Here is a 26,916-nt window from a genome sequence, read left to right on the forward strand (position 1 = left end):
CTGTGGTGTTGCTGGCCAGCGCCTTAGCGCAAGCCCTGCAGGAAGCGGCGCGCCAGCACCGCGTAATCGTGCTTGGCCAGCACAAACTGCTTGCCGGCGGCGCCCATGCGGCCGCGCTCGTTCGGCGTGGTGGCCAGCAGGCGGCGGATGCCGTCGGCAATAGCGGCCGGGTCTTCCACTGCCACGCTGACGCCGCAGCCGGACTCGGCCACCATGTCGTTACCGGCTTCCACCGAGTGCAGCACCGGGCGCGCGGCCATCATGTAATCAAACAGCTTGTTGGGGTTGATGCCGAAGCGGTAGATCGGCAGCTTGCGCCAGCCGATGTACAGCGCGTCGCACTCGGCCAGGAAGGCCGGCACCGCGCGCTTGGCAATGGCCGGCAGAAAGCTGACGTTATCCAGGCCTAGCGCCTGCGCCTGCGCGACCAGCGCGGCCTTGTCCGGGCCGTCGCCCACCAGCACCACCTGCAGCTTGTCGGCCAGCGCCGGGTCTTGCCGGATCAGGCTGGCGGCTTGCAGCAGGTAATCCAGCGCGTTGGCCAGGCCGTGGCCGCCGGCGTAACCGAGGATGAAGCGCTTCTGCGCCTTCAGCTCGGCCAGGCGCATGCGGTGCTCGGCCGGCAGCGGCTCGGGCTTGCCCTGCCACTCGGCCACGTCCACGCCGTTGGGGATGACCACGTATTTTTCCGGCGCCATGCCATGCGCCAGCATGTAGTCGCGGGCGCACGGCAGCATCGACACCACGGTGTCGGCTTTCCTGTAGCCGAAGTCCTCGGCCCACTGCAGCAGGCGGATGAACGGGTGCTTGGGGCTCATGCCGCCTACCTCTACCGGCGTCAGCGGCCACAGGTCGTGCACCTCGTACACCAGCTGCGCGCCGGTACGGTTGGCGATGAAGGCAGCAGGGATGGTGTCCAGCGGGTAGGTGGAGGAGGCGATCACCACATCCGGTTTCCAGTCGCGCAGGTAGCGGCCGGACAGGCCCATCAGCCGGCCCAGGAAGCGGAAGATATTGACCACGCGCTTGACGCCGTTGCCCTCGTAGCGCGGCGTCTTGCACCAGGTGTAGCGGATGCCGTCGATGTCCTGGTCGGCGTACTTGGCCGTTAACTCAGGGTTGCGCTGGCGCAGGTGCGAGTAGTCGGCCGCCACGATATGCACCTCGTGGCCGGCTTTCACCCATTCGCGGGCCAGGTAGTAGGGGCGGAATTCCATGCCGTGCAGCGGGCTGCCGGCGTAATGGTTGATGTACAGGATTTTCATAGTCGGTTTCCGGGCAGCCGCGCCGCCCGACACATTCAGGAGACCTGGCTGCTGGCTTGTTCCATGCGCAGCCAGTCGAAATACGCCAGCACGATGCCCAGCGGCGCCCACAGCATGCCGTGGGTCAGCAGGCGTTCGGTGCTGGGGACGGCGCCACTGGCCACCCACTGCATGCCCACCACCAAACAGGCCAGCATCATGCCGCGGCTGGACAGGCCGTAAGCCATCAGAAAGCGCATCTGGCCGCCTTTAGCCACACGCTGCCAGCCGGCGTAATCGTTGGCCGCCAGCCGCGCAAACCAGGCGCCATTGCGCCAGTGCCACAGCGTGTAAGCCAGCGCCAGCGCGGCGTGGCCGCCCAGCGTGGCGGCGGTGAGCGGCGCACCGTACCACAGCCATTGCACCAGACAGAACAGCAACCACAACGGCAGCGCCACGCGCAGCAGGGTCATCGGCATCGAACGCTTCATGCGGCCAACCCCCGGTACAAATCCACCAGTTTGGCGCCTTCGGCGGCCCAGCTGTATTTGGCCAGCACCGCCTGCTTGCCGGACAGGCCCATCAGACGGGCGCGTTCGTCGTCGCCCAGCAGCTGGGCGATGGCGTCGGCGATGGCGCGAGGGTCTTGCGGGTCTACCAGCAGGCCGCAGTCGGCATCTTCGATGATCTCGCGCCACAGCGGAAAATCACTGGCGATCACCGGCATGCCGGCGGCCATGTACTCGAACAGCTTGATCGGCAGGGATTCCACGTAGCTGGGCGTCGGCAACAGCGTCACCAGACCGATTTTGCTGGCGGCCAGCACGTCGGCCACCCCGGCGCGGTCCAGCACGCCCAGGTCGTTAACGCGGCTCCAGCCGGCTTCGCGTTGCAGCACGGCTTTCAGGTCCGGCTCGCTCCAGATGCCGGCCAGGTTGAGGCGGGTGTCGGTGTCCGGCAGCGCGGCGATGATGGGCTCGATACCACGGGTACGGCTGATGCCGCCCAGGTAGCACACTTCGTTGCGGCGGCTGGCCCACGGCGTGTCGCGCACCAGCTCGGCCAGGATCGGGTAGTTGCACACGTCCACCACGCGGCGGGCGCCGGCCTCTTCGAAGCGGCGGCGAATCACCGGCGTGGCGGCCACGATGGCGTCGAAACGGCGCGCGGCGTAGTCTTCCAGCGTCTCCACCCCGCGCGACACCAGCGGCCGTGCCATGCCGGGAATCCAGTGCTTGGCCAATACCTGGCGCGGCACGTCCTCGTGCACGTCGTACACCACCTTGATGCCGGCCTGCTGCAGGCGCAGCGCGGCGGGGATCAGCTCCGGGTCGTGAAAATGCGCCACGTCCGGCATCAGCTGCAGCGCTTTTTCGTACACCCGCTTCACGGTGCCAGTCATGCGCGACAAGCGGCCACCGCTTTTCGGCCCCACATCGTGCAGACGCACGCCGCGGTTGATCTCGTCGCCGTTACCGTCGGCCACGATCAGGTGCACCTCGTGGCCGGCTTCGGCCAGCGTGGCGCACTCTTTAACGAAGATGCGGATATCGTGGCGCGGATGGGCGCTGGTGAGATGGGCAATTTTCATCTGTTCAAACCTGTGTACGGGTAACGACGCGTTCCTGGGCCGGGCAAACCTGTTGGCCACGAAAAAACGCAAACCTTTCTTTTGCCACGAAAAAACACGAACCTCTCTTAGCCACGGAAAAAACGGAACGCACAGAATCACACCGACACCACTGCGGCCAACCTTGGTTTACTTCGGGCTCTGTCCGCGCCTTCCGCGTATTCCGTGGCAAAAATGCCTTTATCTTTTCGTGTCTTTTTGTGGGTTTCGTGGCTAACGCCTTTACTGCTTCTTGGCCACGAAAACCACGAACCTCTCTTAGCCACGGACAAAACGGAAAGCACGGAAGCACACTGACCACCCTGCGGCCAACCTTGGTTTACTTCAGGCTCTGTCCGCGCCTTCCGTGTATTCCGTGGCAAAAATGCCTTTGCCTTTTTCGTGCCCTTTTGTGGTTTTCGTGGCTAATCAAGCCTTCAGCACAACTCCCGGTAAATCTGCGCAAAGCACTGCATGTTCTGGCGATACAGGCCCTTGGCCTCCACCAGCTGGCGGTTCAGCGCCGCGGCACTGGCCAGCCGTGCATTATCCCCCGCTTGCCGCAGCTGCGTCTTCAGCGCGCTGCCCAGACGGCCCAGGTCTTCCACGATAGCGCCGTTGACGCCGTCCAGCACCCACTCCAGGTTGGCCGGCAGGTTGGACAGCACCGGCAGGCAGCCGTGGCCCATCGCTTCCAGCAGGCTGATGCTGGTGGCGTCGCTCATCGGTACGCTGACAAACACGCGCGCGTCGCGGTAGTGCTGCGCCAGCACCTCGGGCGCCACAAAACCGGTAAACACCACCCGCTGCAGCCCCAGCTGCTGCGCCAGCGTCTGCAAGTTGTGGGTTTCGTCGCCACTGGCGGCCACGGTCAGCTGCCAGCCGGCCAGCGCGGCGTCGGCTTCCACCTCGGTCCAGGCGCGGAGGATGGCGTCGATGCGGTACAGCGGCTTGTGCAGCCGGCACGACAGCACCGAGAGCGGCTTGGCAGCGATGTCCGGCGGTGGCGGCAGCGCGTCCATGCCGAAGTTCAGCACGTCCATGCGCGCCACGGCGGCCAGCTGGCGGCACACGGCGGCCATGTGCAGCGAATCGCTGGTGACGGCGCTGGCCGCGGCCAGGTTGGCCGCCACCATTTTTTTCATCAAGGCGTTCTGTTGCGGCAGCAGCAGCACGTCCGAGCCCCAAGTGGTAAGCACCCACGGCAGCTTGCGGCCGGCCAGCGCGCGGCGCGCATGCCAGGCCACGCTATTGGCCTGGTGCACGTGTACGATGTCGGGCTGCACCTCGTCGATCAGCCGCGCCAGGCGGGCGGCGGTGCCCAGCGCCTTCAGGCTGAAATCCACGGCCAGCACGCGGCCCAGATTGGGCACTTGGTAGCGCGGTGGCAGCGGGCCGTTGCTGGCCAGGTGCACCTCGCTGACGTGTGGCGCAATGCCGGCCAGGTAGCGGTGGGTGTGTACCGAGGCGGAGCCGATCAGAAGAAGCTTCATATTGACTTTCTGGCCACGAAAACCACGAAAAAACACGAACAAGGCGGCATGCTCTTGGCCACGCCCTGCTTATCTCTAGTGCGATTATGCCGCCAGGCCTTTTCGTGTTGGTGAGTGTCGTTGCCGACCATGTATTTATTCCAGCTCCGCTTGCAGCGCCGCCAACAACCGCGCCAGCTTGCGCTCCAGCGCGGCGTCCACGCCGATGGCGATGTTGACCGGCAGGTTCAACACAGTGGCGGCCAGCGCCTCGCCGTGCGGTGCCTGGCCGGCGCGGTAACCGTGGCGGAAGCTGCCGGCTGGGTGGATGACGTCGTCGAACCAGACGCCGATATTCAGCCCGCTGGCGGCGCTAACCCTGCGCGCCAGCGCGGCCTTGTCGGCCACCGGCTGCGGCAGCGCAAACGGGTAACGCACCCAGTGGGTAGCAGCATCCGCCGGCCACTGCCGCAATGCCGGCAGCGCGGCCAGCGCGCTGCGGTAACGCGCTACCAGCGCCTGCTTGTGTGCCAGCACGGCGGGCAGGCTGGCCAGCTGGCGGCGCACCAGCACGCTAGCCAGCAGCGGCATGGCACGGGCCGGGTGCGGCTCGCCGAACAGCACTTCGTCGTCGCCGGAGCGGTACACCAGCCCCACGCGGCGCGCCAGCGCCATGCTGATGCGCCCGGACAGCGGCCAACGTGCGGCCAGCAGGTGCGATAGCAAGGTGGCCAGCAAGCGCCACTCGTCGGCGCAGCGCAGCTCGGGCAAGTCGGCATCCGGCAGGCTGGCGCCGGCCGGCAGAATGGCCAGGCCACCAATGCCGCCGCTGAGGTTCTTGCTGTATTCAAAACTGAAAAACGCGCCGTCGTGGTAGGTGCCCAGCCACTGGCCGTCTAGTTGCGAGGCAAAACCGTGGGCGGCGTCATCAACAAAACGCACCTGGCGGTGCTTCTCGCGCAGCCAGGTGGGCACCTCGCACGCCACGCCGAAATTGTGCGGCACCACCACCACGCGGGTAGCCGGGCGGATGGCAGCATCCAGCGCCAGCCAGTCCAGGTTGAGGCCGCCGGCGGCGATATCGATAAACCGCACGCGCGCGCCGCTGGGCGGCACCTGGTTGGGCACCACCACGCAGGTGAAGGCCGGTACCAGCACGTCGTCGCCGGCTTGCACGTCGTGCAGCTTCAGCAAGGCGGCGAAGGCGGCGCGGCCGCTGTCGAACAGGCGGATGCGCTCGACCGCCACGCCGAACTGGCTGGCCAGCGCCAGGCGCAACGCGGCGCGATGGCGGCGACGGCCCAGCAGCATGGCCGGCAGCGCGGTAAACAGCTGGGTGAGGGTCAAGGAGTTGCCGGTCAGCATAGCGCTTTCACCTTGCACGCCGGCTGGCCGGCGTACACCCAGCCGCTCTCCAGCACGCCCTTCACCACGCTGCCGGCGCCGACCACCACGTTGTCGCCGATCACGGTGCCGGGCAGCACGATGCAACCGGCACCGATAAACACATTGTTGCCGATGCGGATGTCGCCATCGACATGGCAGGCGGTAAACGGCGTGGCCGGCGCGTCGGCCGGAATGCCGTTGCTGTGGCAAAAGAACTGGCAGCGCGGGCCGATGGCGACGTGGTCGCCGATGTGCAGCAGGTTGCGGCCAATCAGGCAATAAAAGTAAGGCGCCATATGACTGTGCGCGCCCAGGCGCAGGCGGCCGCCACCGTGGGCCAGTACGTCGCCGCCCCAGTACAGGCGGGCATGGCCCCCCAGCGTCAGGCTGGCCGCAGCGGCGTGCACCGACGGGTTGACGCGCGCCCCCGGCGCCAGCCGTGCCCCGCGCAAACGCAGCCAGCTGCGCCACAGCATCAGTAGTACGCGATCAAGCATCGTGTTGTTCCCGGCGGCGCAACAGGCGGAATACCCACGCCACGTAGGCCGCAAAATAAACGCTCATCACCAGCGACATCACGCCGAAGGCGCGCAGGGCATCGTGGCTGGCCACATACACAGCAGCAAAGGCCGTCAGGTTGACCACCACGCCGGCCAGCACAAAGACAAACGACGCGCGCTGCTGCCCCAGCACCATCGGCACCATGAAGGCGGGGCCGGCAATGAACGCCGCGGCAAAATACGGCGCCAGCACGGCGGCGATGTCGCCGGCACCGTGCCAGCCCGCGCCGAAAACCCAGGCAAACAGCGGGCCGCCCCACAGCCCCAGCACACTGAACGGCACAATCGCCAGCGCCGCCAGCATCAGCAGTGCCCGCGCCAGCATGCCACGCAGCGCACGGCCGCTGGCTGCCGCCTCGGCCAGGTCGCGGAATACCACCTGCGACACCGCTTGCCCCACCAGCGCCGCCGGCAGTTTGAGCACGCGCAGCACCAGCGCGTACTGGCCCACCACCGCACTGCCGGATAATGCGGCCAACATGGCCAGCATCAAGGAATCCTGGAACGCCACTACAAAGGCGTGCGGCGTGTTGACCAGCGGAAACTCGCGATAGCGCCGCGCCTGTAGCAGCAGGCTGTCGCGGCGATGGCCGCGCAGCCAGGCAAAGCGCCCCGCCACGTCGGCCCGGGCCAGCGCCAGCAGCGCCAACAGCTGCCCGGCCAGCTGCGACACGATCAAGCCCGCCGCCGCCAGCCCGCTGTAACCGGCAGCCACTTGCAACAGCGACACCCCCAGCGACTGTACCACCCGCCCCTGGGCGTTGGCCGCATAGCGGCGCTGGCGGTTATTCCACGCCGTCCACGCCGCCACGCTGCCCGCCAGCCACACACCAAGCGGCAGCCACGGCAGCCACGGTGCCAGCGCCGGTTGGCCCAATGCGCCGGCAATGGCCTGGTGCCACGGCCAGAACAGCAACAGGCACAGCGCACACAGCGCGGTGTTGATCAGCAGTGCCAGACGCATCAGCCGTGCGGCGTCGGCATCGTCCGCTGGCAATACCACCGCCATGTCGTAGCGAGCGGTGGCCACCACCGCCAGATTGGACAGCCAGGCCACAAACACCGCCAGCACGCCGAAGTCTGCCGGCGTATACAGCCGGGTAAGCAGCGGCGCAAACAGCAAGGGCAGCGCCTGTGCCAGCGCCGCCCCGCTTGCCAGCGTGGCCACATGGCGGGCAAAGCCGCCTGCGGCCAACCTTTGCCAGACAGTGGCCAATTAGCTCAGCGCCTTCTTCACCGCCGCCACGATGGCGTCTTGCGTCGCCTCGTCCAGGAACGGGTGCATTGGCAGGCTCATCACGCGGCGGCCGGCGGCTTCGGCCACCGGGAAGCTGCCCTCGCCCTGGCCAAGGTGGGCAAAGGCCGGCTGCAGATGCAGCGGAATCGGGTAATGCACAGCGGTAGGCACACCCAGCGCCTGCAGCGCCTGCTGTACCGCCTCGCGGTTGTCTACCTCGATGGTGTACTGCGCGTACACGTGGCTGTTGCCGTCGGCAATCACCGGCACGCGCGCCACGTCTTGCAGCAGCGCGCTGTAGCGGGCGCCGATGCGGGCGCGGGCGGCTACTTCGTCCGGGAAGCTGGGCAGCTTGGCCAGCAGCACGGCGGCCTGGATGGTGTCGAGGCGGCCATTGAGGCCGATCACCGGGTGGTGGTAGCGGCGGTCCTGGCCGTGCACGCGGATCTCGCGCATTTTCTTGGCCAGCTCGTCGTCGTTGGTGAACACCGCACCGCCATCGCCGTAGCAACCCAGCGGCTTGCTGGGGAAGAAGCTGGTGGTGCCGATGGTGCACAGGTTGCCGGAGCGCTTGCCGTGCTGGCTGGCGCCAAAGCTCTGCGCGCCGTCCTCGATCACCGGCAGGCCGTGCCTGGCGGCAATGGCGTTGATGGCGTCAAAATCGGCGCACTGGCCGTACAGGCTGACCGGCATGATGGCGCGGGTTTTCGGGGTGATCGCTGCCTCCAGCTTGACCGGGTCCAGGTTGTAGCTGACCGGGTCGATATCGACAAACACCGGCGTGGCGCCCAACAGCGCGATCATCTCGCCGGTAGCGATGAAGGTGAACGGGGTGGTGATCACCTCGTCGCCGGCCTTCACACCCAGCGCCATCAGCGCGATCAGCAGCGCCTTGGTGCCGTCGCAGACGCCGATGGCATGCTTGGCGCCGGTGTAGGCGGCCAACTGCGCCTCTACCTCTTTCACCTCCGGGCCCATGATGTACTGGCCGTGATCCAGCACCGCGTGGATGCGGGCGTCGATATCGGCTTTCAGGTGCTGGTACTGCACTTTCAGGTCGATGAACTGGATGGACATGTGCTTTAAACCTTATCAGCCACGAACCACACGAAAGGCACGAACAACGCGCGGTCAGAGGGCGGCCCTCATCATGGGCTAGCACCTCGTTAGCGGTATTTTTTGGTGTATTTCGTGGATTTCGTGGCCAAATCTTGATAATCAAACCGGCGTGCAGTGGTTGCCGCCGATATCGTAACGTTGGCCGCAAGCCGCGCAGGCGTGCTGGTCGATGCTGTCCGGCAGGCGTTCGCCGCACTGGCACATCCAGCCGATGCGCTTGGCCGGCGTGCCCACCATCAGCGCGTAGGGCTTTACGTCCTTGGTAACCACCGCGCCGGCGCCGATGAAGGCGTACTCGCCGATGGTGTGGCCGCACACCACGGTGGCGTTGGCGCCGATGGTGGCACCGCGCTTCACGATGGTGCGGCGGTATTCGTTCTTGCGGCTAACGTGGCTGCGCGGGTTGTTGACGTTGGTGAACACCATCGACGGGCCGCAGAACACGTCGTCTTCCAGCGTGACCGCGTCGTAGATGGACACGTTGTTCTGCACCTTCACGTTGTCGCCGATGATGACATCGTTGCCAACAAACACGTTCTGGCCAAAGGAGCAGCGGGCGCCAATGCGCGCCTGGCCGCAGATGTGTACCCAGTGCCAGACGCGGGTGTCGGCGCCGATTTGCGCACCGTCATCGACGATGGCGGTGGGGTGAACGGTGTAGCTCATTGTTTTGCCTTTTTTCTTTCGCCACGAAAACCACAAAAACCACAAAAAATAAACGCGCAGCCATGACGGGCACTATCCCAGATAGCAGTCCGGAGCAGGTAGGCGTAGCCGGGCGGTTTATAGTACCAAGCGCACAATATCCGCCTTGGGATAGCTAAAGTTTACTAGCAGCCCAACCCGGATACCGGTTGCCCTCAGGTAGTTCAATACCTGGGCTTTATGCGCTGGGGTCAGTTTCTCCTGCGCTTTTAGCTCCAGCAGAACACGCCCCTCCACGATGATGTCAGCCACATAATCGCCAACCACCTCGCCTTTGTACCGCACCGCTACCGGGCATTGTGCATCTGCACTCAAGCCTTGACGCTCCAACTCCAGCAACAACGCCCGCTCGTACACTTTCTCCAAAAAACCGTGCCCCAACTCACGATAGACGTCGAACACACAGCCTTGGATGCGATAGCAAAGCTCTTTTTCCAGCATGTTCGTGTTCTTTCGTGGTTTTCGTGGCTAATACAACATCAGTACTCCAGCGGCAGGCACACGCGCTTGCCATCACGGGCCGACAGGTACAGACCAATCAGCAGCTCCAGCGATTTCAGGCCTTCGCGGCCGTCGGTTTCCGGCTCGGCTTCGCCGCGCATCACGCGGATCACATTGTCGTAGTACAGCGGGTGGCCAAAGCCGTACACACTGGTGGTGGCGTAACTGGCGTTCTTGATCTCGTCGTCCATCGCGTGCGGCTCGGCAAAATCCCAGTGCTGGATCTCGTTCACTGCCACACCACCCACCCGGACGGTACCCTTCTCGCCCAGGATGGTGATGCTGCCTTCCAGGTTCTTCGGGTAGGTCAGCATGGTCACGTTCATGCTCCCCAGTGCACCGCTGCGCCACTTCAGGCTCACCACGCCGGTGTCTTCCACTTCGATGTCACGCGCCAGCGTGGCGGTGTAGGCCTGCAGGCTTTCCACCGGACCAATCACCCAGTCCAGCAGGTCCACGTAGTGGCTGGCCTGGTTCATGAAGGCACCGCCGTCGTATTCCCAGGTACCGCGCCAGTCGGCCTGGTCGTAGTAGTCTTGCGGACGGGTCCAGAACACGTTGACGTTGACCATGTAGATGCGGCCGAAGCGTTTTTCCTGCACCGCGCGCTTCAGCAGCTGCAACGTGGCGTTGCGGCGGTTCTGCTTCACCACGAACAGGCGCTTGCCGGCCTGGTCGGCGGCTTTCACCATCGCCACGCCGTCTTGCCAGCGGGTGGCCATCGGTTTTTCGGTCATCACGTGGAAGCCGGCGGCAAAGCAGTCGATGGCTTGCTGCGGGTGCAGGCCGGACGGCGTGGTGAGGATCACCACATCGGCCTGGCTGCTGGCCAGCAGGCTGGCCAGGGTGGCGTGGCCAACTGCGCCGGTACGGGCGACAGCGGCGGCCAGCGCGGCCGGGTCGGTATCGCACACGTCCACCAGCTCGCAACGGTCGGCGTGTTTTTCGATGGCGCCAAAATGGTTGGCCGCAATACGGCCGCAGCCTACCAGGGCAAAGCGCAGCTTGCGGTCGGTAATCGTGTCGTAACTGATCATGGCAGTTGTCACCTCTTTACTTTTCAGCCACGGAAACACACGAAACGACACGGACCCTGCCCTTGCCTGGCAAGCCGCCTGGTCTGGGCGGGGTAGACTTTCGTGTTTTTCGTGTGCGTTCGTGGCCGAACAAAATCAAAGCAGCAGCCGGTTCTGGCTGTGCAGGTTGTTTTCTTTCAGGCGGCGCACAAACTCGCAAAACTCCAGACCGTAGCGGCCTTCCAGCTCGTCGGCGCGTTTTTCCAGCGCGTCCCAGGTGGTGGGAGTAGGCGTGCTCTTGAACGCCATCACCGCCATATTGCCGTGCGTCAGCGCCGGCAATTCCACCACGCGGCCTTCGAATACGCCCAGCAGGCGCTCGACAAACTGGTGGTAGCGCTTGTCGCCGCTCCACCAGTTGGTGACGAACACGCCGCCTTCGGTCAGCGCGCGCTTGCAGTCCTCGAAGAACTCCTCGGTGGTGAGCGCATCGACAATCTGCAAGCCGTCAAAGCCGTCTACCAGAATGACGTCGGTGGACTCGCGGAACACCTTCACGTACTCGGCGCCGTCGGCTTCCACGATCTGGAAGAAGTCGCCCTCTTCCGGCAGCTGGAAAAACGCCCGCGCCACGGCGATGACTTGCGGGTTGATATCCACCGCCACGCTCACCGCGTCCGGCAGGTATTCGTCGATCCAGCGCGCGAACGAGCCACCACCCAGGCCGATCTGCAGGATGTGCGCCGGGTCGTCGCGCCACAGCAGAAAGCCCATCATGGCGCGGCTGTAGCTCAGTACCAGGTCGGCCGGGTCGTCGAGGTCCATCGAACTCTGGATGGTTTCCGAGCCCAGGTGCAGCGAGCGGATATTGTCCGCCTCGGAGATTTCCACTTCCGGCAGCGCGTCCACGCTGTTGCGTACACGGCGGCGGAAGGGGTGCAATGCCTTACCCGCCACAGCTGTCTCCCGCCTGGCTATCGGCCTTGGGGCGCGAATCCAGAATGCTGATGGTGCGGCGCGGCTTGGCTGCGGCCGCCATCGGCTGGCCGTCGTCGTCTTCGGCCAGCGCGATCGGGTCGCGGAATTCTTCCTTGTCAAAGGCGGTGTCGCCGCCTTCGAACGGGCTGTCACCGGTTTGCAGGCCGGCAAAGTCGAACAGTTTGGTGTCGGCCAGGTGCGACGGCACCACGTTCTGCATGGCGCGGAACATGCTTTCCACGCGGCCCGGGAAGCGTTTGTCCCAGTCGTTCACCATTTCCTTCACCACCTGGCGCTGCAGGTTGGGCTGCGAGCCGCACAGGTTACACGGGATGATGGGGAAGGCGCGTAACGCGGCGTAGCGTTCCAGGTCCTTCTCGCGGCAGTAGGCCAGCGGGCGGATCACCATGTGGCGGCCGTCGTCGGACACCAGCTTGGGCGGCATGGCTTTCAGCTTGCCGCCGTAGAACATGTTGAGGAAGAAAGTGTGCAGGATGTCGTCGCGGTGGTGGCCCAGCGCGATCTTGGTGGCGCCCAGCTCGTCGGCCACGCGGTACAGGATGCCGCGACGCAGGCGCGAGCACAGGCTGCAAGTGGTCTTGCCTTCCGGAATCAGGCGCTTGACGATGCTGTAGGTGTCTTCCTCGATGATGCGGTATTCCACACCGATCGATTCCAGATACTGCGGCAGCACGTGTTCGGGGAAGCCCGGCTGTTTCTGGTCCAGGTTGACGGCCACGATGCTGAAGTTGATCGGGGCCGACTTTTGCAGGCCCAGCAGGATATCCAGCAGGCCATAGCTGTCCTTGCCGCCGGACAGGCAGACCATCACGCGGTCGCCCTCTTCGATCATGTTGAAGTCGTTGATGGCGGCGCCCACATGGTGACGCAGGCGCTTGGAGAGTTTATTGCCCTCGAACGCGGCCTTTTTGGCCTTGTCGTCGGCGGTCTGTTGCGGTTCGGACATGGGGTACGGCTAAGAAATTGAAAAACCGGCTATTTTAGCCCCCGGCAGCCGGTTTGTACCACCGCCGCGCAGGCTTTTTTTCAGCAATACGGCAAGCGGCGCGGCAGCACGGTTGGCCGCGGCTACAGCACCACGCTGCGGCCGCCGTCTACCGCCAGGATCTGGCCGTTGACGTAGTCGGTATCGAACAGCAGAAAAGCCACCGCACGCGCGATGTCGTCGGGCACGCCGGTGCGTTGCAAGGGGATGGTGGCCTCGATGGCCTGGCGCTCGCGCTCGTCGAACGACACTTCGTCTTCCGGCCACACGTTCACGCCCGGCGACACGCCGTTGACGCGCACCTGCGGCGCCAGCTCGATGGCCAGGCTGCGGATCAGCTGTGCGTGACCGGCTTTGGCCAGGTTGTACACCAGGTGGCGCTTCATCGGCCGTTCGGCGTGGATGTCGACGATGCCGACAATGGCGCCCCGACTGGCCGCCAGGTACGGTGCCGCCGCCTGCGCCAGGAACAGCGGCGCCTTGAGGTTGCTGCCCATCAGGTCGAACCAGTCCTGTTCGCTGATGCGGCCAACGTCGGTGGGGTAAAAGCTGGACGCGTTGTTCACCAGTCCGTCCAGCCGGCCGAAGCAGCCTACAACGTCGGCCACCAGCGCCGGCAGCGCCGCCGTATCCAGCAGGTCGGCCTGCGCCAGCGCCACCGTGTCGGGCCGCTGCGCGTTCAGCTCGGCAGCCAGCGCCTCGGCTTGTGCCCGCGAGCCGCGGTAATGCAGCACCAGCCGCGCGCCGCGGGCGTGCAGGTGGCGGGCGATGCCGGCGCCGACACGGCGCGCCGCGCCGGTAATCAGCACTACCGGCGCGGAGGTACTCACTGCTGCCACCACTGCCCGCTTTGCCTGAGCTGCTGCCACTCCTCACGCGTCAGCGACAGGCTGCAGCCTACGCCACCGCTGTCCGGGTACACATCCGGCTTGCAGGTTTCTACCGTGGCGGCCAGTACGTCCGGGTGCGAAAACACGATATCGACCAGTTTGCCCAGCAGGTACTCCTGGGTATCGAACACACGCTCGGCCACCAGGGCCAGCGTTTGCTGGCGCAGATAATCGTAGTCCAGCACTAGCTCGATACGGTCGGCAGCCGGCACCAGCCGGGCCACGGTGAGCGCGAACTGGAAACGCATGCGCTGGCGTACGCCACGCTCGAAATCGTGAATGCCGATGAAGCAAGGCACCTCGAAGTCGCGCAAGAAAATTCGTGCCTGCATGATTTACTCCACCGCAAACATCACGTCACGCGCCAGCGGCAACAAGTGCTGGCCATCGTCTACGGTCAGGATCTGGCCGCTGATCTGCACCGCTTCGGCCAGAAACAGCACCGCATCCGCCACCGACTCCGGGCGCGTGCCCTGCCCCAGCGCCGTCATGCGGTGCGCGCGGCGGAAGTTGTCTTCGGTTTGCTCGCCGCTGAGCAAGGTCAGCCCCGGCGCCACGCCATTAACGCGCAGGCATGGTGCGGCAGACATCGCCTGCATGCGGATGCTTTCCTTCAGCGCCAGCTTGGACAGCGTGTAGCTGTAGTAGTCGGTATTCAGGTTGAACAGCTTCTGGTCCAGGATGTGCACCACGCTGCCCTGGCGGCCTTCTGCGGCCAACTGGCTGGCCAATGCCGCCGTCAGCAGTACCGGCGCACGAAAGTTCACCGCCATGTGGCGGTCAAACAGCGCGGGTGACATCGTGCCAAAGCCGTCTTCTTCAAACAACGACGCGCTATTGACCACGCAATCGACGCCGCCCAGGTCCTGCCGGACGGCCGCCAGTAAACCGGCAAAGTCGGCGTCGGCTGCCCCCAGATCCAGCCGGTAGGCTCGGGCCTGCGGCAGGCTGGCGGCCAGCGCTTCCGCCTCGGCAGCCGAATCGCGATAATGCACCGCTACCGCCCAGCCCGCGGCCGCAAAACGGGCGGCGATGGTACGCCCCAAACGCTTGGCAGCGCCTGTCACCAGCACAACCTTCATCCTGTTCCCTTCAATACGTGTTGGTTTGCCCGCCGGCAATGGCAACGGACAGCTTGCTATATACTCGACAACACCATGACTGACAATCACCGCACCATGACCCTGCCCCAGCCTTCTGACGACGCCCTGGCCATCAGCCGTACCCTGGCCACCACGCTTGCCGCCGAAATCGCCGACAACGGCGGCTGGATCCCGTTTTCGCGCTTCATGGAACAGGCGCTGTACGCGCCGGGCCTGGGCTATTACACCGCCGGCAGCCGCAAGTTCGGCGAAGGGGGCGACTTTGTCACCGCGCCCGAGCTATCGCCACTGTTTGCGCAGACGCTGGCACGCCAGCTGGCCGCACTGCTGCCGCAAACCGCCGGCCACCTGCTGGAATTCGGCGCCGGCACCGGCCGCCTGGCAGCCGACCTGCTGGCCGAGCTGGAAGTACTGGGCCAGTTGCCGGCCAGCTATACCATCGTCGACCTGTCGCCGGACCTGATCGAGCGCCAGCGCGCCACGCTGGCCGAACGCGTGCCGCACCTGGCCAGCCGCGTACAGTGGGCGGCGGCACTGCCGGCCAGCTTCGACGGCATCATGCTGGGCAACGAGGTACTGGACGCCATGCCGTGCGAGCTGGTGAGCCGCAATGTGGACGGCACGCTGCAACAACGCGGCGTTACCGTGCTGGACGGCGCCTTCTGTTACGAAGACCGCCCGTTTACCGATGCGGTGCTGGCAGGGTTGGCCGCAGACCTGATTCCGGCCACCCCCGGTTACACCAGCGAGATCAGCCTGGCCAACCGCGCCTTCATCCGCACGCTGGGCCAGACGCTGCAACGCGGCGCCATCATCATGATCGACTACGGCCACAGCGCCAGCGAGTTCTACCACCCGGAACGCCACATGGGCACGCTGCTGGGCCACTACCGCCACCACACGGTGCAAGACCTGTTCTACCTGCCGGGCCTGATGGACATTACCTGCCACGTGGATTTCAGCGCGGTGGCACAAAGCGGCATCGACGCCGGGCTGGACCTGATCGGCTACTGCAGCCAGGCGCAGTTCCTGATCAACTGCGGCATTACCGACCTGCTGTCGCACCTGGATGCGGCCAACGTCAAGCAATACCTGCCGCTGGCCAAGGCGGCGCAGCGGCTGCTGTCGCCGGTGGAAATGGGTGAAACCTTCAAGGTGATCGGTTTCGGCAAGGGCGTGGATGTGGACTGGCAAGGCTTCGCCAGCGGCGACCGCTGCTACACGCTGTAACGGCCGGCGCCAGAATTTGCATAAAACTTGTTGACAGCGCAAAAACGGCTCGGTTATAGTTCGCAGCCTTGATGCAACGCATCGGGAACGTGGCGAATTAGCTCAGTCGGTTAGAGCGACGGAATCATAATCCGCAGGTCCGGGGTTCGAGTCCCTGATTCGCCACCACAGTTTGCGAAGCACTGCTTCGGCAGGGTTTCACGGCGAATTAGCTCAGTCGGTTAGAGCGACGGAATCATAATCCGCAGGTCCGGGGTTCGAGTCCCTGATTCGCCACCAACACAAAAAACCAGCCTTCGGGCTGGTTTTTTGCTTTACGTCCCCGCTTTACTGTCAACGCAAGTCCATGCAGCACGGCAATATCGTCTTACGCACCATGCAAGCCGCCGATTTCGGCGCCATTCTCGCCATCCAGGCACAAAGCTACCCCGCCAACCTGATCGAAAGCCGCGACGCACTGGCCTCGCGCCATGCGCTATCGCCCGATACCTGCTGGGTGGCCGAACACGGCGGCGAGGTAAAAGGCTATGTCTTTGCCCACCCGTGGCACGGCGACACCCCGCCGCAGCTGAACCAGCCGCTGGCCCGCCTGCCGCCGCAACACGACACGCTGTTCATCCACGATATGGCACTGTGCCGCAGTACCCGTAGCCGCGGCATCGCACCGCGGCTGCTGGCCCGGCTGCAGGACAAGGCGCGCGAGCGCGACCTGCGCTTTGCACGCCTGGTGGCGGTACAAGGCGCCCAGCACTACTGGGCACGCCACGGCTACCGCCCCTACCCGCTACCGGCGGCCAAGCTGGCCTGCTACGGCAACGACGCTACCGGCATGGTGGCGGAGTTGGCCGCATCAGGCGCCAGCTAAGGCAGCCAGCACCTCGGCGGAAGTCTGCACCGTGGCGTACTCGCCGTGCAGGTTGGCCAGCGCCATCGCGTGCACGGTCTGCGCGCTGTGCGCCACACCGTCAAAATCGTGCTGTGCGTAGGCGTAGCAGCCATCGGCCACTACCCGCACGTCAAAGCCGAGGTTGCCGCCGCTGCGCGCCGTGGCCTCTACCGAATTGTTGGTGCTGACACCCGCCACCACCAAGCGGTGGATGCCGCGCTGGTGCAGCCAGCGTTCCAGCTGGCTGTGGGTAAAGGCGTCCGGCACGTGTTTGTCCACCACGTGCTCGTGCGGCAGCGGCGCCAGCGCCGGCTGCCATTCCACCCCGTCCTGCCCCGGCCAGAACGGCGAGCCCGGCGTGCGCGACAAGTGGCGCACGTGTACCACCGGCTGCCCGGCCTGGCGCCAGGCGGCCAGCAGGCCCGCGATTACCGCCTCGGCGCCGGGGTTGTTACGCGTGTGTGCCGGCATGCGCTGCATGCCTTTCTGCATATCGATGATGATCAGTGCGCTCGGCGCGGCAAGCTGGGTCATGCAGCAGTCTCCACAGGCAAAGTGTCATTCTAGCCGTGCTTGCGGCCAACCCTGGGTGCAAAACAAAACCCGGCGCTGTCGGGGGACAGGGCCGGGCTGATCAGGCAGCGTGGCTGGCTTACATCTTCACGCCCAGCTCGCGCAGGCGTTCGGCCAGGTAGGCGCCGGCGGTGTAGCGCTCGGACAGCACCACTTCGTCACGCGGGTGCAGGAACAGCGGCAGCGACACGCGGCTCTTGCTGGCGCCTTCGCCGGTAGGGTTGACCACGCGGTGCTGGGTGGACGGGTAGTAACCGCGCGACGCTTCGCACAGCATGTCGCCGATATTGATGATCAGCATGCCGAAATCACAGGGTACGTCGATCCAGTTGCCGTTCATGTCCTGCACTTGCAAGCCCGGCTCGTTAGCCGCCGGCAGGATGGTCAGCAGGTTGATGTCGCCGTGCGCAGCGGCACGCAGCGAGCCGGCCGGCTCGTTACCGGTCAGCGGCGGGTAGCGCAGCACGCGCAGCAGGGTTTTCTGGCTGCCTTGGATCATCTGCGACAGCGGCTCGCTGTAGTTGGCCGCAATGTCGGCCGGTGTGTACTGCTCTACCCAGGCCAGCAGCTCTTGCGCCAGCGTGTTGGCGGTGTCGTAGTAGCGCATGGCGTCGTCTTTCAGCTGCGCCGGGATGCGCCCCCACGGGTAGATGTGGAAGTATTCCTTGATGTCTTTCTGGGTGTGGCCCTTGGCGGTTTCGGAGATTTCCGGCGAGAAGTAGCCGTCCTGCTTTTCTACCGAGAACGCGAAGTCGTGCTTTTCTTCGGTGCCGAAGAACGCCAGCCAGTTGCGGTAGATGCTTTCTACCAGGTCTTGCGGGATCGGGTGGTTGACCAGCACGCCGAAGCCGGTTTCGTGCAGGCTGCGGGTGAACTGTTCGGCCGCGTCGGGCGCGCGGTAATCGACTACGCGTACGTTCATGTCGGGTTTCCTCGTGTGGCGGCACGGCGGCCGCAAACGGGCACACCAATGCAAAGGCGGCGCATTCTACGCCGCCTTCAGGTCGTGCGGAAGTACCCTATTTGATTTACCAATGGCATATCAACGGCATGGCGCCAGGCACATTTTCACGTTTCAGCACACCGGCATCCACCAGCTTTTTCACCCGCCAGAACAAAAAGCTATCGCTCAGCCAGGCTTGTTCCTCGCGCCCCATCACTTCGCCTACCAGCCTTGCTACAGGCCACTTACCGGCCACTTTTATGGCATTGACAAGTGCATTGTCGTAATGGTCGATCGGGTGCTGCTGTAGCGTGCCTTGCGCATCGAGGTAGCGTATTCCGTCGCCATGTTCCTGCCAGTAACGCCATTGTGCGGCCAACTGTTCGCGCTCGCCGGCCGTCAGCAAGCGAGCGCCGGCAAACAGCGCGGGCAGCGCCTGCGGCGGCTGGATACCCATGCAGCTGCGGCGGCCGTCCTGCGGCACCGCCACGTGGTACAGCGGGGTGTCGGCGTGGGCGTGCTCGGCCAGCATGCACAGCATCAGCCATTCGCCGGCGTGGCCACCGGCCCAGGCGTACAACGGCGCCCGGCGCTCGAAGGCCTTCAGCTGCGCCTTGCGACTGGCCCAGTAGGCGTGCACGAAGTCTTCGTCCTGCTGTGGCCACCAGTCTTGTGCCCACAGCACCGCGTTCCAGTAGCCCATGCGCGCCTGCGGGTCGATCAGGTCGCAATCGGCCAACGGGCCCTGGCTGAAATCTTCCTGGAAGCACAGCACCTCGCCCGGCAAGGTGCCGGCGGTACACAGCTGCTGCAGCGTATGCGCCGGCGACGGCAGGGCAAGGTGGATGGCGCTGGCGCTCATACGCGCTGGTCCATGTCTAGCGCCGGGGTGCCCGGACAAAGCTGCGCCACTACCCTGGCCGGTACGCCGGCTACCGTGGTATGGGCAGGGACGTCGTCCAGCACTACGCTGCCGGCACCCACTTTGGCACAGTCGCCCACCCGGATATTGCCGAGAATGGCCGCCCCGGCGCCGATCATCACACCATCACCGATCTTGGGATGACGATCGCCGCGTTCCTTACCGGAGCCCCCCAGCGTCACCCCATGCAGGATCGACACGTTATTGCCGATGACGGCGGTTTCGCCCACCACAATGCCGGTGCCGTGATCCAGCATGACGCCGTGGCCAATTCTGGCCGCCGGGTGGATATCGGCGCCCATTACTTCGGAGATGCGGTTTTGCAAGAAATACGCCAGCGTCTTTCTGCCTTCCTGCCACAGCCAGTGCGTCACGCGCTGGCTTTGCAGGGCATGAAAGCCCTTGAAGTACAGCAAGGGGGTGGAGTAGCTGTCGCAAGCCGGGTCGCGCTCGTAGCAGGCGGTGATGTCGGCGCGTACCGCGTCGACGATGGCCGGGTTGGCCGCAAACGCCTCGCGGAACAGCTCCATCAGCGCACGGGCGTCCATTACCGGGCTGGCCAGCTTGCTGGACAGGTGAAACGCCAGTACGTCTTCCAGCGTACCGTGGCGCAGCACCGTCATGTGCAGGAAGCTGGCCAGCAGCGGCTCGTCGCGCACCGCCAGTTCGGCCTCCTGCAGGATGGCCAGCCACAGCGCGTCGTGATTGCTTGCAGTCATGCTCTTACCTTTGCTTGTTCTGTTTGCCTGCCCGCGCAGGCATGAAAAAGGGCGCTGCCCGCCGGCGGCGCCCTCTTGATGTGCCCGGTGCGCGGCCAGCCTGTGACAGCTGATGGCACCGCGACGGCCTTTCAAGGCCTACATCAGTACCACGTCGAATTGTTCCTGGCTGTAGGTGCTTTCCACTGCCAGCGAGATGGGCTTGCCGATGAAGTCGATCAGCATGGCCAGGCTTTGCGACTCTTCGTCCAGCAGCATGTCGATCACGCTTTGCGCGGCCAGAATGCGGAAACCCTTGGCGTCGAAGCGGCGCGTCTCGCGCACGATCTCGCGCTGGATCTCGTAACAGACGGTTTGCGCCGTCTTGATCTCGCCGCGCCCCTGACACACCGGACACGGCTCGCACAGCACGTGGGCCAGGCTTTCACGGGTGCGCTTGCGCGTTACCTCCACCAGGCCCAGGCTGGTAAAGCCGTTCAGCGTGACGCGGGTGCGGTCGCGTGCCAGCGCCTTGGCCAGCTCGGCCAGCACCGCCTCGCGGTGCTCGGCGTTATCCATATCGATGAAATCGACGATGATGATACCGCCCAGATTGCGCAGGCGCAGCTGGCGTGCCAGCGCCAGCGTGGCTTCCAGGTTGGTCTTGAAGATGGTTTCGTCAAAGTTGCGGTTGCCGACAAAGCCGCCGGTGTTGACGTCGATGGTGGTCATCGCCTCGGTCTGGTCGATGATCAGGTAGCCGCCAAACTTCAGGTTGACGCGGCGCGACAGCGCCTTGTCGATCTCGGTTTCGATGCCGTGCAGTTCGAACAGCGGGCGCTCGCCGCTGTAACGCTCGATCTTGGCCACCGCCGACTGCACGTAGGCCTCGGCAAACTCCACCATCTTGCCGTAGTTCTCGGTGGAATCGACGATCACCTTCTCGGTGTGGTCGCTCACCATATCGCGCAGCACGCGTACCGCCAGCGGCAGGTCTTCGTACAGCAGGCTCTGCGCCGGCAGGTGCTGCGACTTGTGACGGATATCGGCCCACAGTTTGGACAGGTAGCCGATGTCGGCCGCCAGCTCGTCGTCGGTGGCGGTTTCGGCGCTGGTGCGGATGATGTAGCCGCGCGGCGCGCCGTCCGGCAGCTGCTTTTCCAGCCGCGATTTCAGGCTGAGGCGGTCGGCCTCGTGCTCGATTTTCTGCGAGATGCCGATGTGTTCTTCCTGCGGCAGGTGCACCAGGAAACGGCCGGCCAGGCTGATCTGCGTCGACAGCCGCGCGCCCTTGGTGCCGATCGGGTCCTTGATCACCTGCACCAGCACGGTCTGGCCTTCAAACAGCATCTTCTCGATGCGTTGCGGCTCGGACGGGTGCTGGCGCTGCTCGAGTACGTCGGCAATGTGCAGGAAGGCGGCGCGCTCAAGGCCGATTTCGATGAAGGCACTCTGCATGCCCGGCAGCACGCGCTTCACCTGGCCCAGGTAGATATTGCCCACGATGCCGCGGCTGGCCGAGCGCTCGATGTGCAGCTCCTGCACGATGGCATCTTCCAGCACCGCCACGCGGGTTTCCTGCGGCGTGATGTTGACCAGGATCTGTTCTTTGGGGCGCGGCAGGTCGCGCGGCAGCGGAATCGGTTGTTGCAGCATGGCGGGCTCCGGGGGTCAGGGAAACTGGTAACCGAAGTTGCCAAGAATCTGGGCGGTGTCGTAGACGGGCAGGCCCATCACACCGGTGAAACTGCCTTCGATACGGCTGACAAACACCGCCGCACGGCCCTGGATGCCGTAGGCACCGGCCTTGTCGAACGGCTCGCCGCTATCGATATAGCGCTGGATTTCCGCCTCGCTCAGCGGTTTGAACGTCACGTCGGTCACGCTGGTGCGCACCTCAACATGATCGCCCTGGCGTACCGCCACGCTGGTAACGGCCTGGTGGCTGCGGCCGGAAAAGGCCAGCAGCATGCGGCGGGCGTCGGCGGCGTCGACCGGTTTGCCGAAGATTTCACCGTCCTGTACCACCGTGGTGTCGGCGGCCAGCAGCGGGCGCTCGGGCAGGCCGCAGCGCTGCACCACTTCCCAGCCGGCGGCGGCTTTTTCGCGCGCCAGGCGCTCGGTATAGGTAATGGCGTCTTCGCCAGGCAACACGCTTTCATCGATCTCGGCGTGAATGCGCTCCAGGCTCAGGCCCATGCCTTCCAGGATTTCGCGACGGCGCGGGCTGCCGGAGGCCAGGTAAATGCGGGAATCGTTCGTGCTCATGATGGCTAAGGTTGGTCATCCAGCCAGCTAGATTACCAGAGCCGGCTGCATCGGCATATGCCGCAGGCTTGCGCTGGCGCAAGCCTTGGCCAAGCGCCGCCTGCGGCCAACCCTGCAACGCTTACTGCGCCGTCCAGCCGCCATCTACCGGCAAGGCCACGCCGGTCAGGTTGTGCGCCCAGTCGCCGCACAGCATGGCCACTGCCTCGGCGATATCGGCCGGCTGGCTCATGCGGCCCGACGGCTGCTTTTCCAGCACCAGGTCGCGCGCGCCTTCGTCGCGGCCAACCCCCAGCTTCGCCGCACGGGCCAGGATTTGCGGCTCGATCAGCGCCGTTTCCACCCAGCCGGGGCACACCGCGTTGACGGTAACGCCCAGGCCCGCGGTTTCCAGCGCTGCCGCCTTGGTCATGCCGACAATGCCGAACTTGCTGGCCACGTACGGCAGCTTGCCGCTGGACGCCACCAGGCCATGCACCGAGGCAATGTTGATGATGCGGCCCCAGCCTGCGGCCAACATGCCGGGCAAGCACATTTGCATCAAATGAAACGCCGCCGACAAATTGACGGCAATGATGTCGTCCCACTTCTGTGCCGGCATTTCCAGCAACGGCGCCGCGTGCTGCATGCCGGCATTGTTGACCAGCACGTCCACCCGGCCGTAGTGCGCCAGCACTGTTTCAGCCAGTTGTCGTGTGGCGTCACCGCTGCGCAGGTCGGCACTGAAAAAAGCGGCGTCGGCAGCCCCCGCTGCGCGTACTGCGGCCAGCGCGGCGGCCTGGCCGGGCTCGTCAGCCAGGCCGTGCAAGGCGATGCGCCAGCCTTGTGCGGCCAGCCGGCAAGCGATGGCCAGGCCGATACCGCGATCGGCACCGGTGATAAACGCGGTTTTTTGCTGCTGCATGCTGCCTCCCGTCAATTACGCCAATTGCATTAATGCAACTTTTTCAAATAGGTATAACAAAGATTTTCGATAATACCGATAAGAATCACTTCTGCCTTGGCGCGAGGTGAAATAATAACGTTACCCCGACTCTAGCCCCCCCGATACCGAGGTTTGCCACCCATGTCCTGGTTACACCGCGTGAGCATCCGCACCAAGCTGGTCTGCCTGTTTGCCCTGTTGAATATACTGACCATCCTGTCTTTTTCGGCGCACAGCTACCTGCGCAGCACCGAACAAGCCACTGCCGTCATCGACACGCGGCTCAACGCCGCCGCGCGCGCCATTCCGGCCCTGTTGGGCGAGCCATTTCTGGCAACGGTATTCAATACCGGCAGCGTGACACAACAGCAGATGCTGGCCAACGCCGAGCGCATGGACAACTACGCGCGCCAGTTTGGCGTGAAATACCTGTACCTGCTGTGGCAGAAAGACGGCAAGGTGGTGTACCTGGCCGACGGTGCCGGTGAGACGGAACGTAGCAGCAACCAGTTCGGCCATCATCTGGAAACCTACGAACCCAGTGCAGGACTGCTGCAAGCATTCCAGCAAAAAACCGTGCAATACGACGAGTACAGCGACAAATACGGCACCTTCCGCTCCATCTTCCTGCCCACCACGCTGAACGGCCAGACCGTGGTACTGGCGGCCGACGTGCCGCTGGAAGCCGCCATGGCCAGCCGCCACGCCGTACTGCAAGAGGTGCTGCTTATTGGCGGCATCTCGTTGCTGGCAGGCATGATGGTGGCCTGGCTGCTAGCCAATATGCTGGCCGCGTCCATCAGCCGCATTACCCGCCACGTGGCACATCGTGCCAGCGAACGCGACCTCAGTGGTAAGCTGAACGTGCGTGGCAATGATGAAATCGCACAGATGGCACACAGCCTCAACCAGCTGTGCCAGGCCGTCAGCCAGACCCTGCACGAAGTGTCCGACAACGCCAGCCAGACCTTCCACAGTGCCGAGAACGTGCGCCAAAGCACCCAGCACATGCGCGAAACCGCGAACCACAGCCAGCAGTCGCTGCATACCCTGCACGGCTGCACCGAAGACATCCACCAGCTCAGCGCGCAAAGCAGCCAGATGCTGCAAGCCGCCCAGCAACAACTGGCCAGCGTGGGCCAACAGCTGGCGCAGTCGCGCAGCGCCGTCGGCGAACTGAGCGAAGGCATGCACCACCATGTGGCCGACAACCGTACACTGGCCAAACGCTTCGAGGCGCTGTCCAGCGATGTGCAGAACATTACCGGCATCCTGCAGCGCATTGCCGGCATTTCCGAACAAACCAATCTGCTGGCGCTGAACGCGGCCATCGAAGCCGCCCGTGCCGGCGAAGCGGGCCGCGGTTTTGCCGTGGTGGCCGACGAAGTGCGCAAGCTGGCCGGCCAGACCCAGGCCACACTGTCCGAAACCGACAATTTTGTCGGCAAGCTGCTGCAGACCATCCGCGATACCGCCGGCGTCATTACCAGCCAGGCCGACGAGGCCGACAAGCTGTCCGGCTGCTCCGGCGACGTGCAACGCACGCTGGAACAAGCGCGCCTGCTGCTGGACTCGCTACAGCAGACCTTCGACGACAACGTCAGCCACAGCCACAGCATCCGCCAGCACGTGGCCACCATCAGCCAGCACATGCAGACGCTGGGGGCGGCTATCGGCAGCAACCGCGACGAAGCCGACAGTCTGTCCACCGAGGCGGCCAGCCTGGAAGACTGCTCGCGCCAGCTTAACCAGTCGCTGCAGCAGTTCCGCTTCTAGCACCGGCCAGCAAAAAGCCGTGGCTGCAGGGCAAGCCCGCCACCACGGCCAGAAAAAGCCATTGCCGTTTCTATACCCGGATCTTGTCGGTATCGGCCTGAATGCGGCCAACCGTGTCCAGCATGGCGTGCGTCAGGCTAGCAACCTGCAGTACGCGCTCGTCGTTGTGGGTAGCAATAGCCGCCACGTCGCTGATCTGCTGGCCAATGCCCTGCACCGAGTTCACCTGGGCACTGAGGTTGCCGGCAATGCCGGCCACCACCTCGGCTGCGCCTTGTACCGACTGCGCAATGCTATCGATGGCGGCTTCCACTTCCCGTGTCAGATCCACACCGTTCTGCACCCGCGCCACCATGCTGCTCATACTGCTGACGGCCACTTGCTTGCTGTCCTGCATGCCCTCGATCTCTTGCTGGATTTCACGGGTCGACAGCGCCGTACGCTCGGCCAGCTTGCGTACCTCGTCGGCAACCACGGCAAAACCGCGACCGTTCTCACCCGCACGCGCAGCCTCGATAGCCGCATTCAGCGCCAGCAGATTGGTCTGATCGGCAATATCGCGAATGACATTGACGATGCCCGAAACCTTGTCGCTGGCGCTACCCAGCGTTTCGATACGGCCAGCCGTATCCTGGATGGTTTCAGACATGCGCTGCATCTCCTGCATAGTGGTGCGAATGATGGCACGGCCTTTGCCGGCCACCTGATCGGCATCGCGCGTCAGCTGCGAGGCCAGCATGGCGCTATCTTTGCTGCTGCCTATCGTCTGCGCTAGCTGAGCCGTTTGCTCTGCCATCTGCTGCGAGCTGCTGCGCTGCAAAGCGGCATCCTGCTTGACCGTGTGCGACAGCTGATCCAGTTGCTGGCAGCTTTGTCGTATGCTGTCGGTCTCACGCGCCACACTGCCCACCAGCAAGGCAAGGGACTGCTGCATGTTGAACACGATGCGCAGCAAATCGCTATCCATCGGTACCGGCATGGTGCTTGGCCGCAGGTCGCCTTTGGCCATGGTTTCCGCCAGCATGGCTACCGTGGCAGCCTCCACACTCTCGCTGTACATGCGACGGGCAAAAATCACCAACACGATGGTTTCAGCCACCACAAAAGCCGCATGCAGTAACACCACCCAAAAGCTGCCTACCGACGGATAGGCAAACACCGGTACCTGGTTAAGTTGCAAAAAGTAAAAACTGACGTGATGCAGTGCAATAATGGCGGCAGCCAGCACGATGGGCAGCCAGTCGCGGTAATAGAGCAAAAAAGCCAGAAAACAGAAAATGGCAAAGTGAAACTCCAGCATGCCGCGGCTCTGATGGATCATCAGCGCCGAAAACACCATGAAGGAAGCCGCCACCGCCAAACGGGTGCTGCGGGCACCGGCAGGCGCCAGCCGGACCAGCAACGCCGGCACCACGGCTGCAGGCACCCCCAGCAGTAACACCTCCAGCCAGGTATCGTGCCAGCTGGCCAGCAACAGGGTCAGCAACAACAACAGCCACAGCGTCAGCACCAGGGTACGGTCAGCCGTGGCGCGCAGTTGGGCAATACGCGCTTCTATGCTCATTACTTCCGTCACGTCACACCTCCGGTCGGTCAGGACTGAAACAGGGTTAACCACCACATAAACGCATGCCAAAACGGGTAACTGCCTGCCAATTCAACAGTACCAAGCCCCCCAGCACGTACAATAGCCATAGTGCACACAGGTAACTTGCCACGCTGGCACGCTTATTCGTTAAAAGTTTCATCAACTTACCCCCCCACAGCTGTCAGTGAGTATAGGCCGCATTGACAGGCGATGACGCTGACAAATTCATGCCACACCACAATAATGGACAGCCCACCCTTTTTTAACCGATAACCGCTCGA

General features: G+C 64.3%; 27 protein-coding genes and 2 tRNA genes. 5 read left to right on the forward strand and 24 right to left on the reverse strand.

The window, feature by feature from the left end:
- Positions 1-23: 23 nt before the first annotated feature.
- From ACK4FZ_RS15470 to ACK4FZ_RS15545, 16 genes are all read right to left on the reverse strand, one after another.
- Complete coding sequence (locus tag ACK4FZ_RS15470) at positions 24-1,265, reverse strand: glycosyltransferase family 4 protein (protein WP_409822347.1); 1,242 nt, start codon at positions 1,263-1,265, stop codon at positions 24-26.
- A 35-nt stretch (positions 1,266-1,300) separates the two neighbouring features.
- Positions 1,301-1,735 carry a hypothetical protein gene (locus tag ACK4FZ_RS15475; RefSeq protein ID WP_409822349.1) on the reverse strand — a complete coding sequence of 145 codons (435 nt, stop codon included), beginning with the start codon at positions 1,733-1,735 and terminating at the stop codon, positions 1,301-1,303.
- Positions 1,732-2,835, reverse strand: a complete 1,104-nt coding sequence (locus ACK4FZ_RS15480; RefSeq protein ID WP_409822351.1) for a glycosyltransferase family 4 protein — start codon at positions 2,833-2,835, stop codon at positions 1,732-1,734. Before ACK4FZ_RS15480 ends, ACK4FZ_RS15475 begins: the two co-directional genes overlap by 4 nt.
- 455 nt (positions 2,836-3,290) lie before the next feature.
- A complete protein-coding gene (locus tag ACK4FZ_RS15485) occupies positions 3,291-4,346 on the reverse strand; it encodes a glycosyltransferase (RefSeq protein ID WP_409822353.1) in 1,056 nt (351 codons plus the stop codon).
- Between the two features lie 135 nt (positions 4,347-4,481).
- Entirely contained in the window at positions 4,482-5,690 is a 1,209-nt protein-coding gene (locus ACK4FZ_RS15490) for a DegT/DnrJ/EryC1/StrS family aminotransferase (protein ID WP_409822355.1), read from the reverse strand.
- Complete coding sequence (locus ACK4FZ_RS15495; RefSeq protein ID WP_409822356.1) at positions 5,684-6,208, reverse strand: acyltransferase; 525 nt, start codon at positions 6,206-6,208, stop codon at positions 5,684-5,686. Before ACK4FZ_RS15495 ends, ACK4FZ_RS15490 begins: the two co-directional genes overlap by 7 nt.
- Positions 6,201-7,487: a lipopolysaccharide biosynthesis protein gene (locus ACK4FZ_RS15500; RefSeq protein WP_409822358.1), complete on the reverse strand. Its 1,287-nt coding sequence runs from the start codon at positions 7,485-7,487 to the stop codon at positions 6,201-6,203. Before ACK4FZ_RS15500 ends, ACK4FZ_RS15495 begins: the two co-directional genes overlap by 8 nt.
- Positions 7,488-8,585: a DegT/DnrJ/EryC1/StrS family aminotransferase gene (locus ACK4FZ_RS15505; RefSeq protein WP_409822360.1), complete on the reverse strand. Its 1,098-nt coding sequence runs from the start codon at positions 8,583-8,585 to the stop codon at positions 7,488-7,490.
- A 141-nt stretch (positions 8,586-8,726) separates the two neighbouring features.
- Positions 8,727-9,293 (reverse strand): acyltransferase, encoded by a 567-nt coding sequence (locus tag ACK4FZ_RS15510; protein ID WP_409822361.1) that lies wholly within the window; start codon positions 9,291-9,293, stop codon positions 8,727-8,729.
- Positions 9,294-9,410: 117 nt separating this feature from the next.
- Positions 9,411-9,773 carry a GxxExxY protein gene (locus tag ACK4FZ_RS15515; protein WP_409822363.1) on the reverse strand — a complete coding sequence of 121 codons (363 nt, stop codon included), beginning with the start codon at positions 9,771-9,773 and terminating at the stop codon, positions 9,411-9,413.
- 38 nt (positions 9,774-9,811) lie between these two features.
- Positions 9,812-10,870 carry a Gfo/Idh/MocA family protein gene (locus ACK4FZ_RS15520; RefSeq protein ID WP_409822364.1) on the reverse strand — a complete coding sequence of 353 codons (1,059 nt, stop codon included), beginning with the start codon at positions 10,868-10,870 and terminating at the stop codon, positions 9,812-9,814.
- Positions 10,871-11,005: 135 nt separating this feature from the next.
- Positions 11,006-11,806, reverse strand: a complete 801-nt coding sequence (locus ACK4FZ_RS15525) for a polyamine aminopropyltransferase (protein WP_409822366.1) — start codon at positions 11,804-11,806, stop codon at positions 11,006-11,008.
- Positions 11,796-12,794 carry a tRNA 2-thiocytidine(32) synthetase TtcA gene (ttcA, locus tag ACK4FZ_RS15530; protein WP_409822368.1) on the reverse strand — a complete coding sequence of 333 codons (999 nt, stop codon included), beginning with the start codon at positions 12,792-12,794 and terminating at the stop codon, positions 11,796-11,798. Before ttcA ends, ACK4FZ_RS15525 begins: the two co-directional genes overlap by 11 nt.
- 122 nt (positions 12,795-12,916) lie before the next feature.
- A complete protein-coding gene (locus ACK4FZ_RS15535; RefSeq protein ID WP_409822370.1) occupies positions 12,917-13,663 on the reverse strand; it encodes a pteridine reductase in 747 nt (248 codons plus the stop codon).
- Positions 13,660-14,055 (reverse strand): dihydroneopterin aldolase, encoded by a 396-nt coding sequence (locus ACK4FZ_RS15540; protein WP_409822372.1) that lies wholly within the window; start codon positions 14,053-14,055, stop codon positions 13,660-13,662. The genes ACK4FZ_RS15535 and ACK4FZ_RS15540 overlap by 4 nt, the downstream gene beginning before the upstream one ends.
- A gap of 3 nt (positions 14,056-14,058) precedes the next feature.
- Complete coding sequence (locus ACK4FZ_RS15545) at positions 14,059-14,796, reverse strand: SDR family oxidoreductase (protein ID WP_409822374.1); 738 nt, start codon at positions 14,794-14,796, stop codon at positions 14,059-14,061.
- A gap of 105 nt (positions 14,797-14,901) precedes the next feature.
- Between ACK4FZ_RS15545 and ACK4FZ_RS15550 the strand changes: the two genes are divergently transcribed.
- The 4 genes from ACK4FZ_RS15550 to ACK4FZ_RS15565 all read left to right on the forward strand — a co-directional run bounded on the left by ACK4FZ_RS15550 (position 14,902) and on the right by ACK4FZ_RS15565 (position 16,921).
- On the forward strand, positions 14,902-16,056 hold the full coding sequence (locus tag ACK4FZ_RS15550; RefSeq protein WP_409822441.1) for a class I SAM-dependent methyltransferase: 1,155 nt from the start codon (positions 14,902-14,904) through the stop codon (positions 16,054-16,056).
- Positions 16,057-16,147: 91 nt separating this feature from the next.
- Positions 16,148-16,224: transfer RNA gene (locus ACK4FZ_RS15555), tRNA-Met, on the forward strand.
- A gap of 34 nt (positions 16,225-16,258) precedes the next feature.
- Positions 16,259-16,335, forward strand: a tRNA-Met gene (locus ACK4FZ_RS15560).
- A gap of 67 nt (positions 16,336-16,402) precedes the next feature.
- On the forward strand, positions 16,403-16,921 hold the full coding sequence (locus ACK4FZ_RS15565; protein ID WP_409822376.1) for a GNAT family N-acetyltransferase: 519 nt from the start codon (positions 16,403-16,405) through the stop codon (positions 16,919-16,921).
- Here the strand turns inward: ACK4FZ_RS15565 and ACK4FZ_RS15570 are convergent.
- The 7 genes from ACK4FZ_RS15570 to ACK4FZ_RS15600 all read right to left on the reverse strand — a co-directional run bounded on the left by ACK4FZ_RS15570 (position 16,907) and on the right by ACK4FZ_RS15600 (position 23,250).
- On the reverse strand, positions 16,907-17,476 hold the full coding sequence (locus ACK4FZ_RS15570; protein ID WP_409822378.1) for a cysteine hydrolase family protein: 570 nt from the start codon (positions 17,474-17,476) through the stop codon (positions 16,907-16,909). The genes ACK4FZ_RS15565 and ACK4FZ_RS15570 overlap by 15 nt on opposite strands.
- 118 nt (positions 17,477-17,594) lie before the next feature.
- Complete coding sequence (locus ACK4FZ_RS15575; RefSeq protein WP_144373750.1) at positions 17,595-18,437, reverse strand: 2OG-Fe(II) oxygenase family protein; 843 nt, start codon at positions 18,435-18,437, stop codon at positions 17,595-17,597.
- 106 nt (positions 18,438-18,543) lie between these two features.
- A complete protein-coding gene (locus ACK4FZ_RS15580; protein ID WP_409822380.1) occupies positions 18,544-19,320 on the reverse strand; it encodes a DUF3658 domain-containing protein in 777 nt (258 codons plus the stop codon).
- The gene (cysE, locus tag ACK4FZ_RS15585) at positions 19,317-20,099 is read right to left on the reverse strand and encodes a serine O-acetyltransferase (protein WP_409822382.1); all 783 of its coding nucleotides are present in this window, start codon (positions 20,097-20,099) and stop codon (positions 19,317-19,319) included. The genes ACK4FZ_RS15580 and cysE overlap by 4 nt, the downstream gene beginning before the upstream one ends.
- A gap of 138 nt (positions 20,100-20,237) precedes the next feature.
- Positions 20,238-21,734: a ribonuclease G gene (rng, locus tag ACK4FZ_RS15590; protein WP_409822384.1), complete on the reverse strand. Its 1,497-nt coding sequence runs from the start codon at positions 21,732-21,734 to the stop codon at positions 20,238-20,240.
- Positions 21,735-21,749: 15 nt separating this feature from the next.
- A complete protein-coding gene (locus tag ACK4FZ_RS15595; RefSeq protein ID WP_144373754.1) occupies positions 21,750-22,346 on the reverse strand; it encodes a Maf family protein in 597 nt (198 codons plus the stop codon).
- Positions 22,347-22,467: 121 nt separating this feature from the next.
- Positions 22,468-23,250, reverse strand: coding sequence for a 3-hydroxybutyrate dehydrogenase (locus ACK4FZ_RS15600; protein ID WP_409822386.1), 783 nt, complete (start codon positions 23,248-23,250; stop codon positions 22,468-22,470).
- 162 nt (positions 23,251-23,412) lie between these two features.
- Between ACK4FZ_RS15600 and ACK4FZ_RS15605 the strand changes: the two genes are divergently transcribed.
- Positions 23,413-25,047 (forward strand): methyl-accepting chemotaxis protein, encoded by a 1,635-nt coding sequence (locus tag ACK4FZ_RS15605; RefSeq protein ID WP_409822388.1) that lies wholly within the window; start codon positions 23,413-23,415, stop codon positions 25,045-25,047.
- 70 nt (positions 25,048-25,117) lie between these two features.
- Here the strand turns inward: ACK4FZ_RS15605 and ACK4FZ_RS15610 are convergent, their stop codons facing one another.
- Entirely contained in the window at positions 25,118-26,623 is a 1,506-nt protein-coding gene (locus tag ACK4FZ_RS15610; protein ID WP_409822390.1) for a methyl-accepting chemotaxis protein, read from the reverse strand.
- Positions 26,624-26,916: the final 293 nt, after the last annotated feature.

Origin of the sequence: Vogesella sp. (genome assembly GCF_046297735.1) — a bacterium.
Classification (GTDB): Bacteria; Pseudomonadota; Gammaproteobacteria; order Burkholderiales; family Chromobacteriaceae; genus Vogesella; species Vogesella urethralis.

Coding starts and splice junctions, on each gene's coding strand:
- ACK4FZ_RS15470 (WP_409822347.1), bottom strand. CDS start 1,265: ATGAAAATCCTGTACATCAACCATTACGCCGGCAGCCCGCTGCACGGC.
- ACK4FZ_RS15475 (WP_409822349.1), bottom strand. CDS start 1,735: ATGAAGCGTTCGATGCCGATGACCCTGCTGCGCGTGGCGCTGCCGTTG.
- ACK4FZ_RS15480 (WP_409822351.1), bottom strand. CDS start 2,835: ATGAAAATTGCCCATCTCACCAGCGCCCATCCGCGCCACGATATCCGC.
- ACK4FZ_RS15485 (WP_409822353.1), bottom strand. CDS start 4,346: ATGAAGCTTCTTCTGATCGGCTCCGCCTCGGTACACACCCACCGCTAC.
- ACK4FZ_RS15490 (WP_409822355.1), bottom strand. CDS start 5,690: ATGCTGACCGGCAACTCCTTGACCCTCACCCAGCTGTTTACCGCGCTG.
- ACK4FZ_RS15495 (WP_409822356.1), bottom strand. CDS start 6,208: ATGCTTGATCGCGTACTACTGATGCTGTGGCGCAGCTGGCTGCGTTTG.
- ACK4FZ_RS15505 (WP_409822360.1), bottom strand. CDS start 8,585: ATGTCCATCCAGTTCATCGACCTGAAAGTGCAGTACCAGCACCTGAAA.
- ACK4FZ_RS15510 (WP_409822361.1), bottom strand. CDS start 9,293: ATGAGCTACACCGTTCACCCCACCGCCATCGTCGATGACGGTGCGCAA.
- ACK4FZ_RS15515 (WP_409822363.1), bottom strand. CDS start 9,773: ATGCTGGAAAAAGAGCTTTGCTATCGCATCCAAGGCTGTGTGTTCGAC.
- ACK4FZ_RS15520 (WP_409822364.1), bottom strand. CDS start 10,870: ATGATCAGTTACGACACGATTACCGACCGCAAGCTGCGCTTTGCCCTG.
- ttcA (WP_409822368.1), bottom strand. CDS start 12,794: ATGTCCGAACCGCAACAGACCGCCGACGACAAGGCCAAAAAGGCCGCG.
- ACK4FZ_RS15540 (WP_409822372.1), bottom strand. CDS start 14,055: ATGCAGGCACGAATTTTCTTGCGCGACTTCGAGGTGCCTTGCTTCATC.
- ACK4FZ_RS15550 (WP_409822441.1), top strand. CDS start 14,902: ATGACCCTGCCCCAGCCTTCTGACGACGCCCTGGCCATCAGCCGTACC.
- ACK4FZ_RS15565 (WP_409822376.1), top strand. CDS start 16,403: ATGCAGCACGGCAATATCGTCTTACGCACCATGCAAGCCGCCGATTTC.
- ACK4FZ_RS15570 (WP_409822378.1), bottom strand. CDS start 17,476: ATGACCCAGCTTGCCGCGCCGAGCGCACTGATCATCATCGATATGCAG.
- ACK4FZ_RS15575 (WP_144373750.1), bottom strand. CDS start 18,437: ATGAACGTACGCGTAGTCGATTACCGCGCGCCCGACGCGGCCGAACAG.
- ACK4FZ_RS15580 (WP_409822380.1), bottom strand. CDS start 19,320: ATGAGCGCCAGCGCCATCCACCTTGCCCTGCCGTCGCCGGCGCATACG.
- cysE (WP_409822382.1), bottom strand. CDS start 20,099: ATGACTGCAAGCAATCACGACGCGCTGTGGCTGGCCATCCTGCAGGAG.
- rng (WP_409822384.1), bottom strand. CDS start 21,734: ATGCTGCAACAACCGATTCCGCTGCCGCGCGACCTGCCGCGCCCCAAA.
- ACK4FZ_RS15595 (WP_144373754.1), bottom strand. CDS start 22,346: ATGAGCACGAACGATTCCCGCATTTACCTGGCCTCCGGCAGCCCGCGC.
- ACK4FZ_RS15600 (WP_409822386.1), bottom strand. CDS start 23,250: ATGCAGCAGCAAAAAACCGCGTTTATCACCGGTGCCGATCGCGGTATC.
- ACK4FZ_RS15605 (WP_409822388.1), top strand. CDS start 23,413: ATGTCCTGGTTACACCGCGTGAGCATCCGCACCAAGCTGGTCTGCCTG.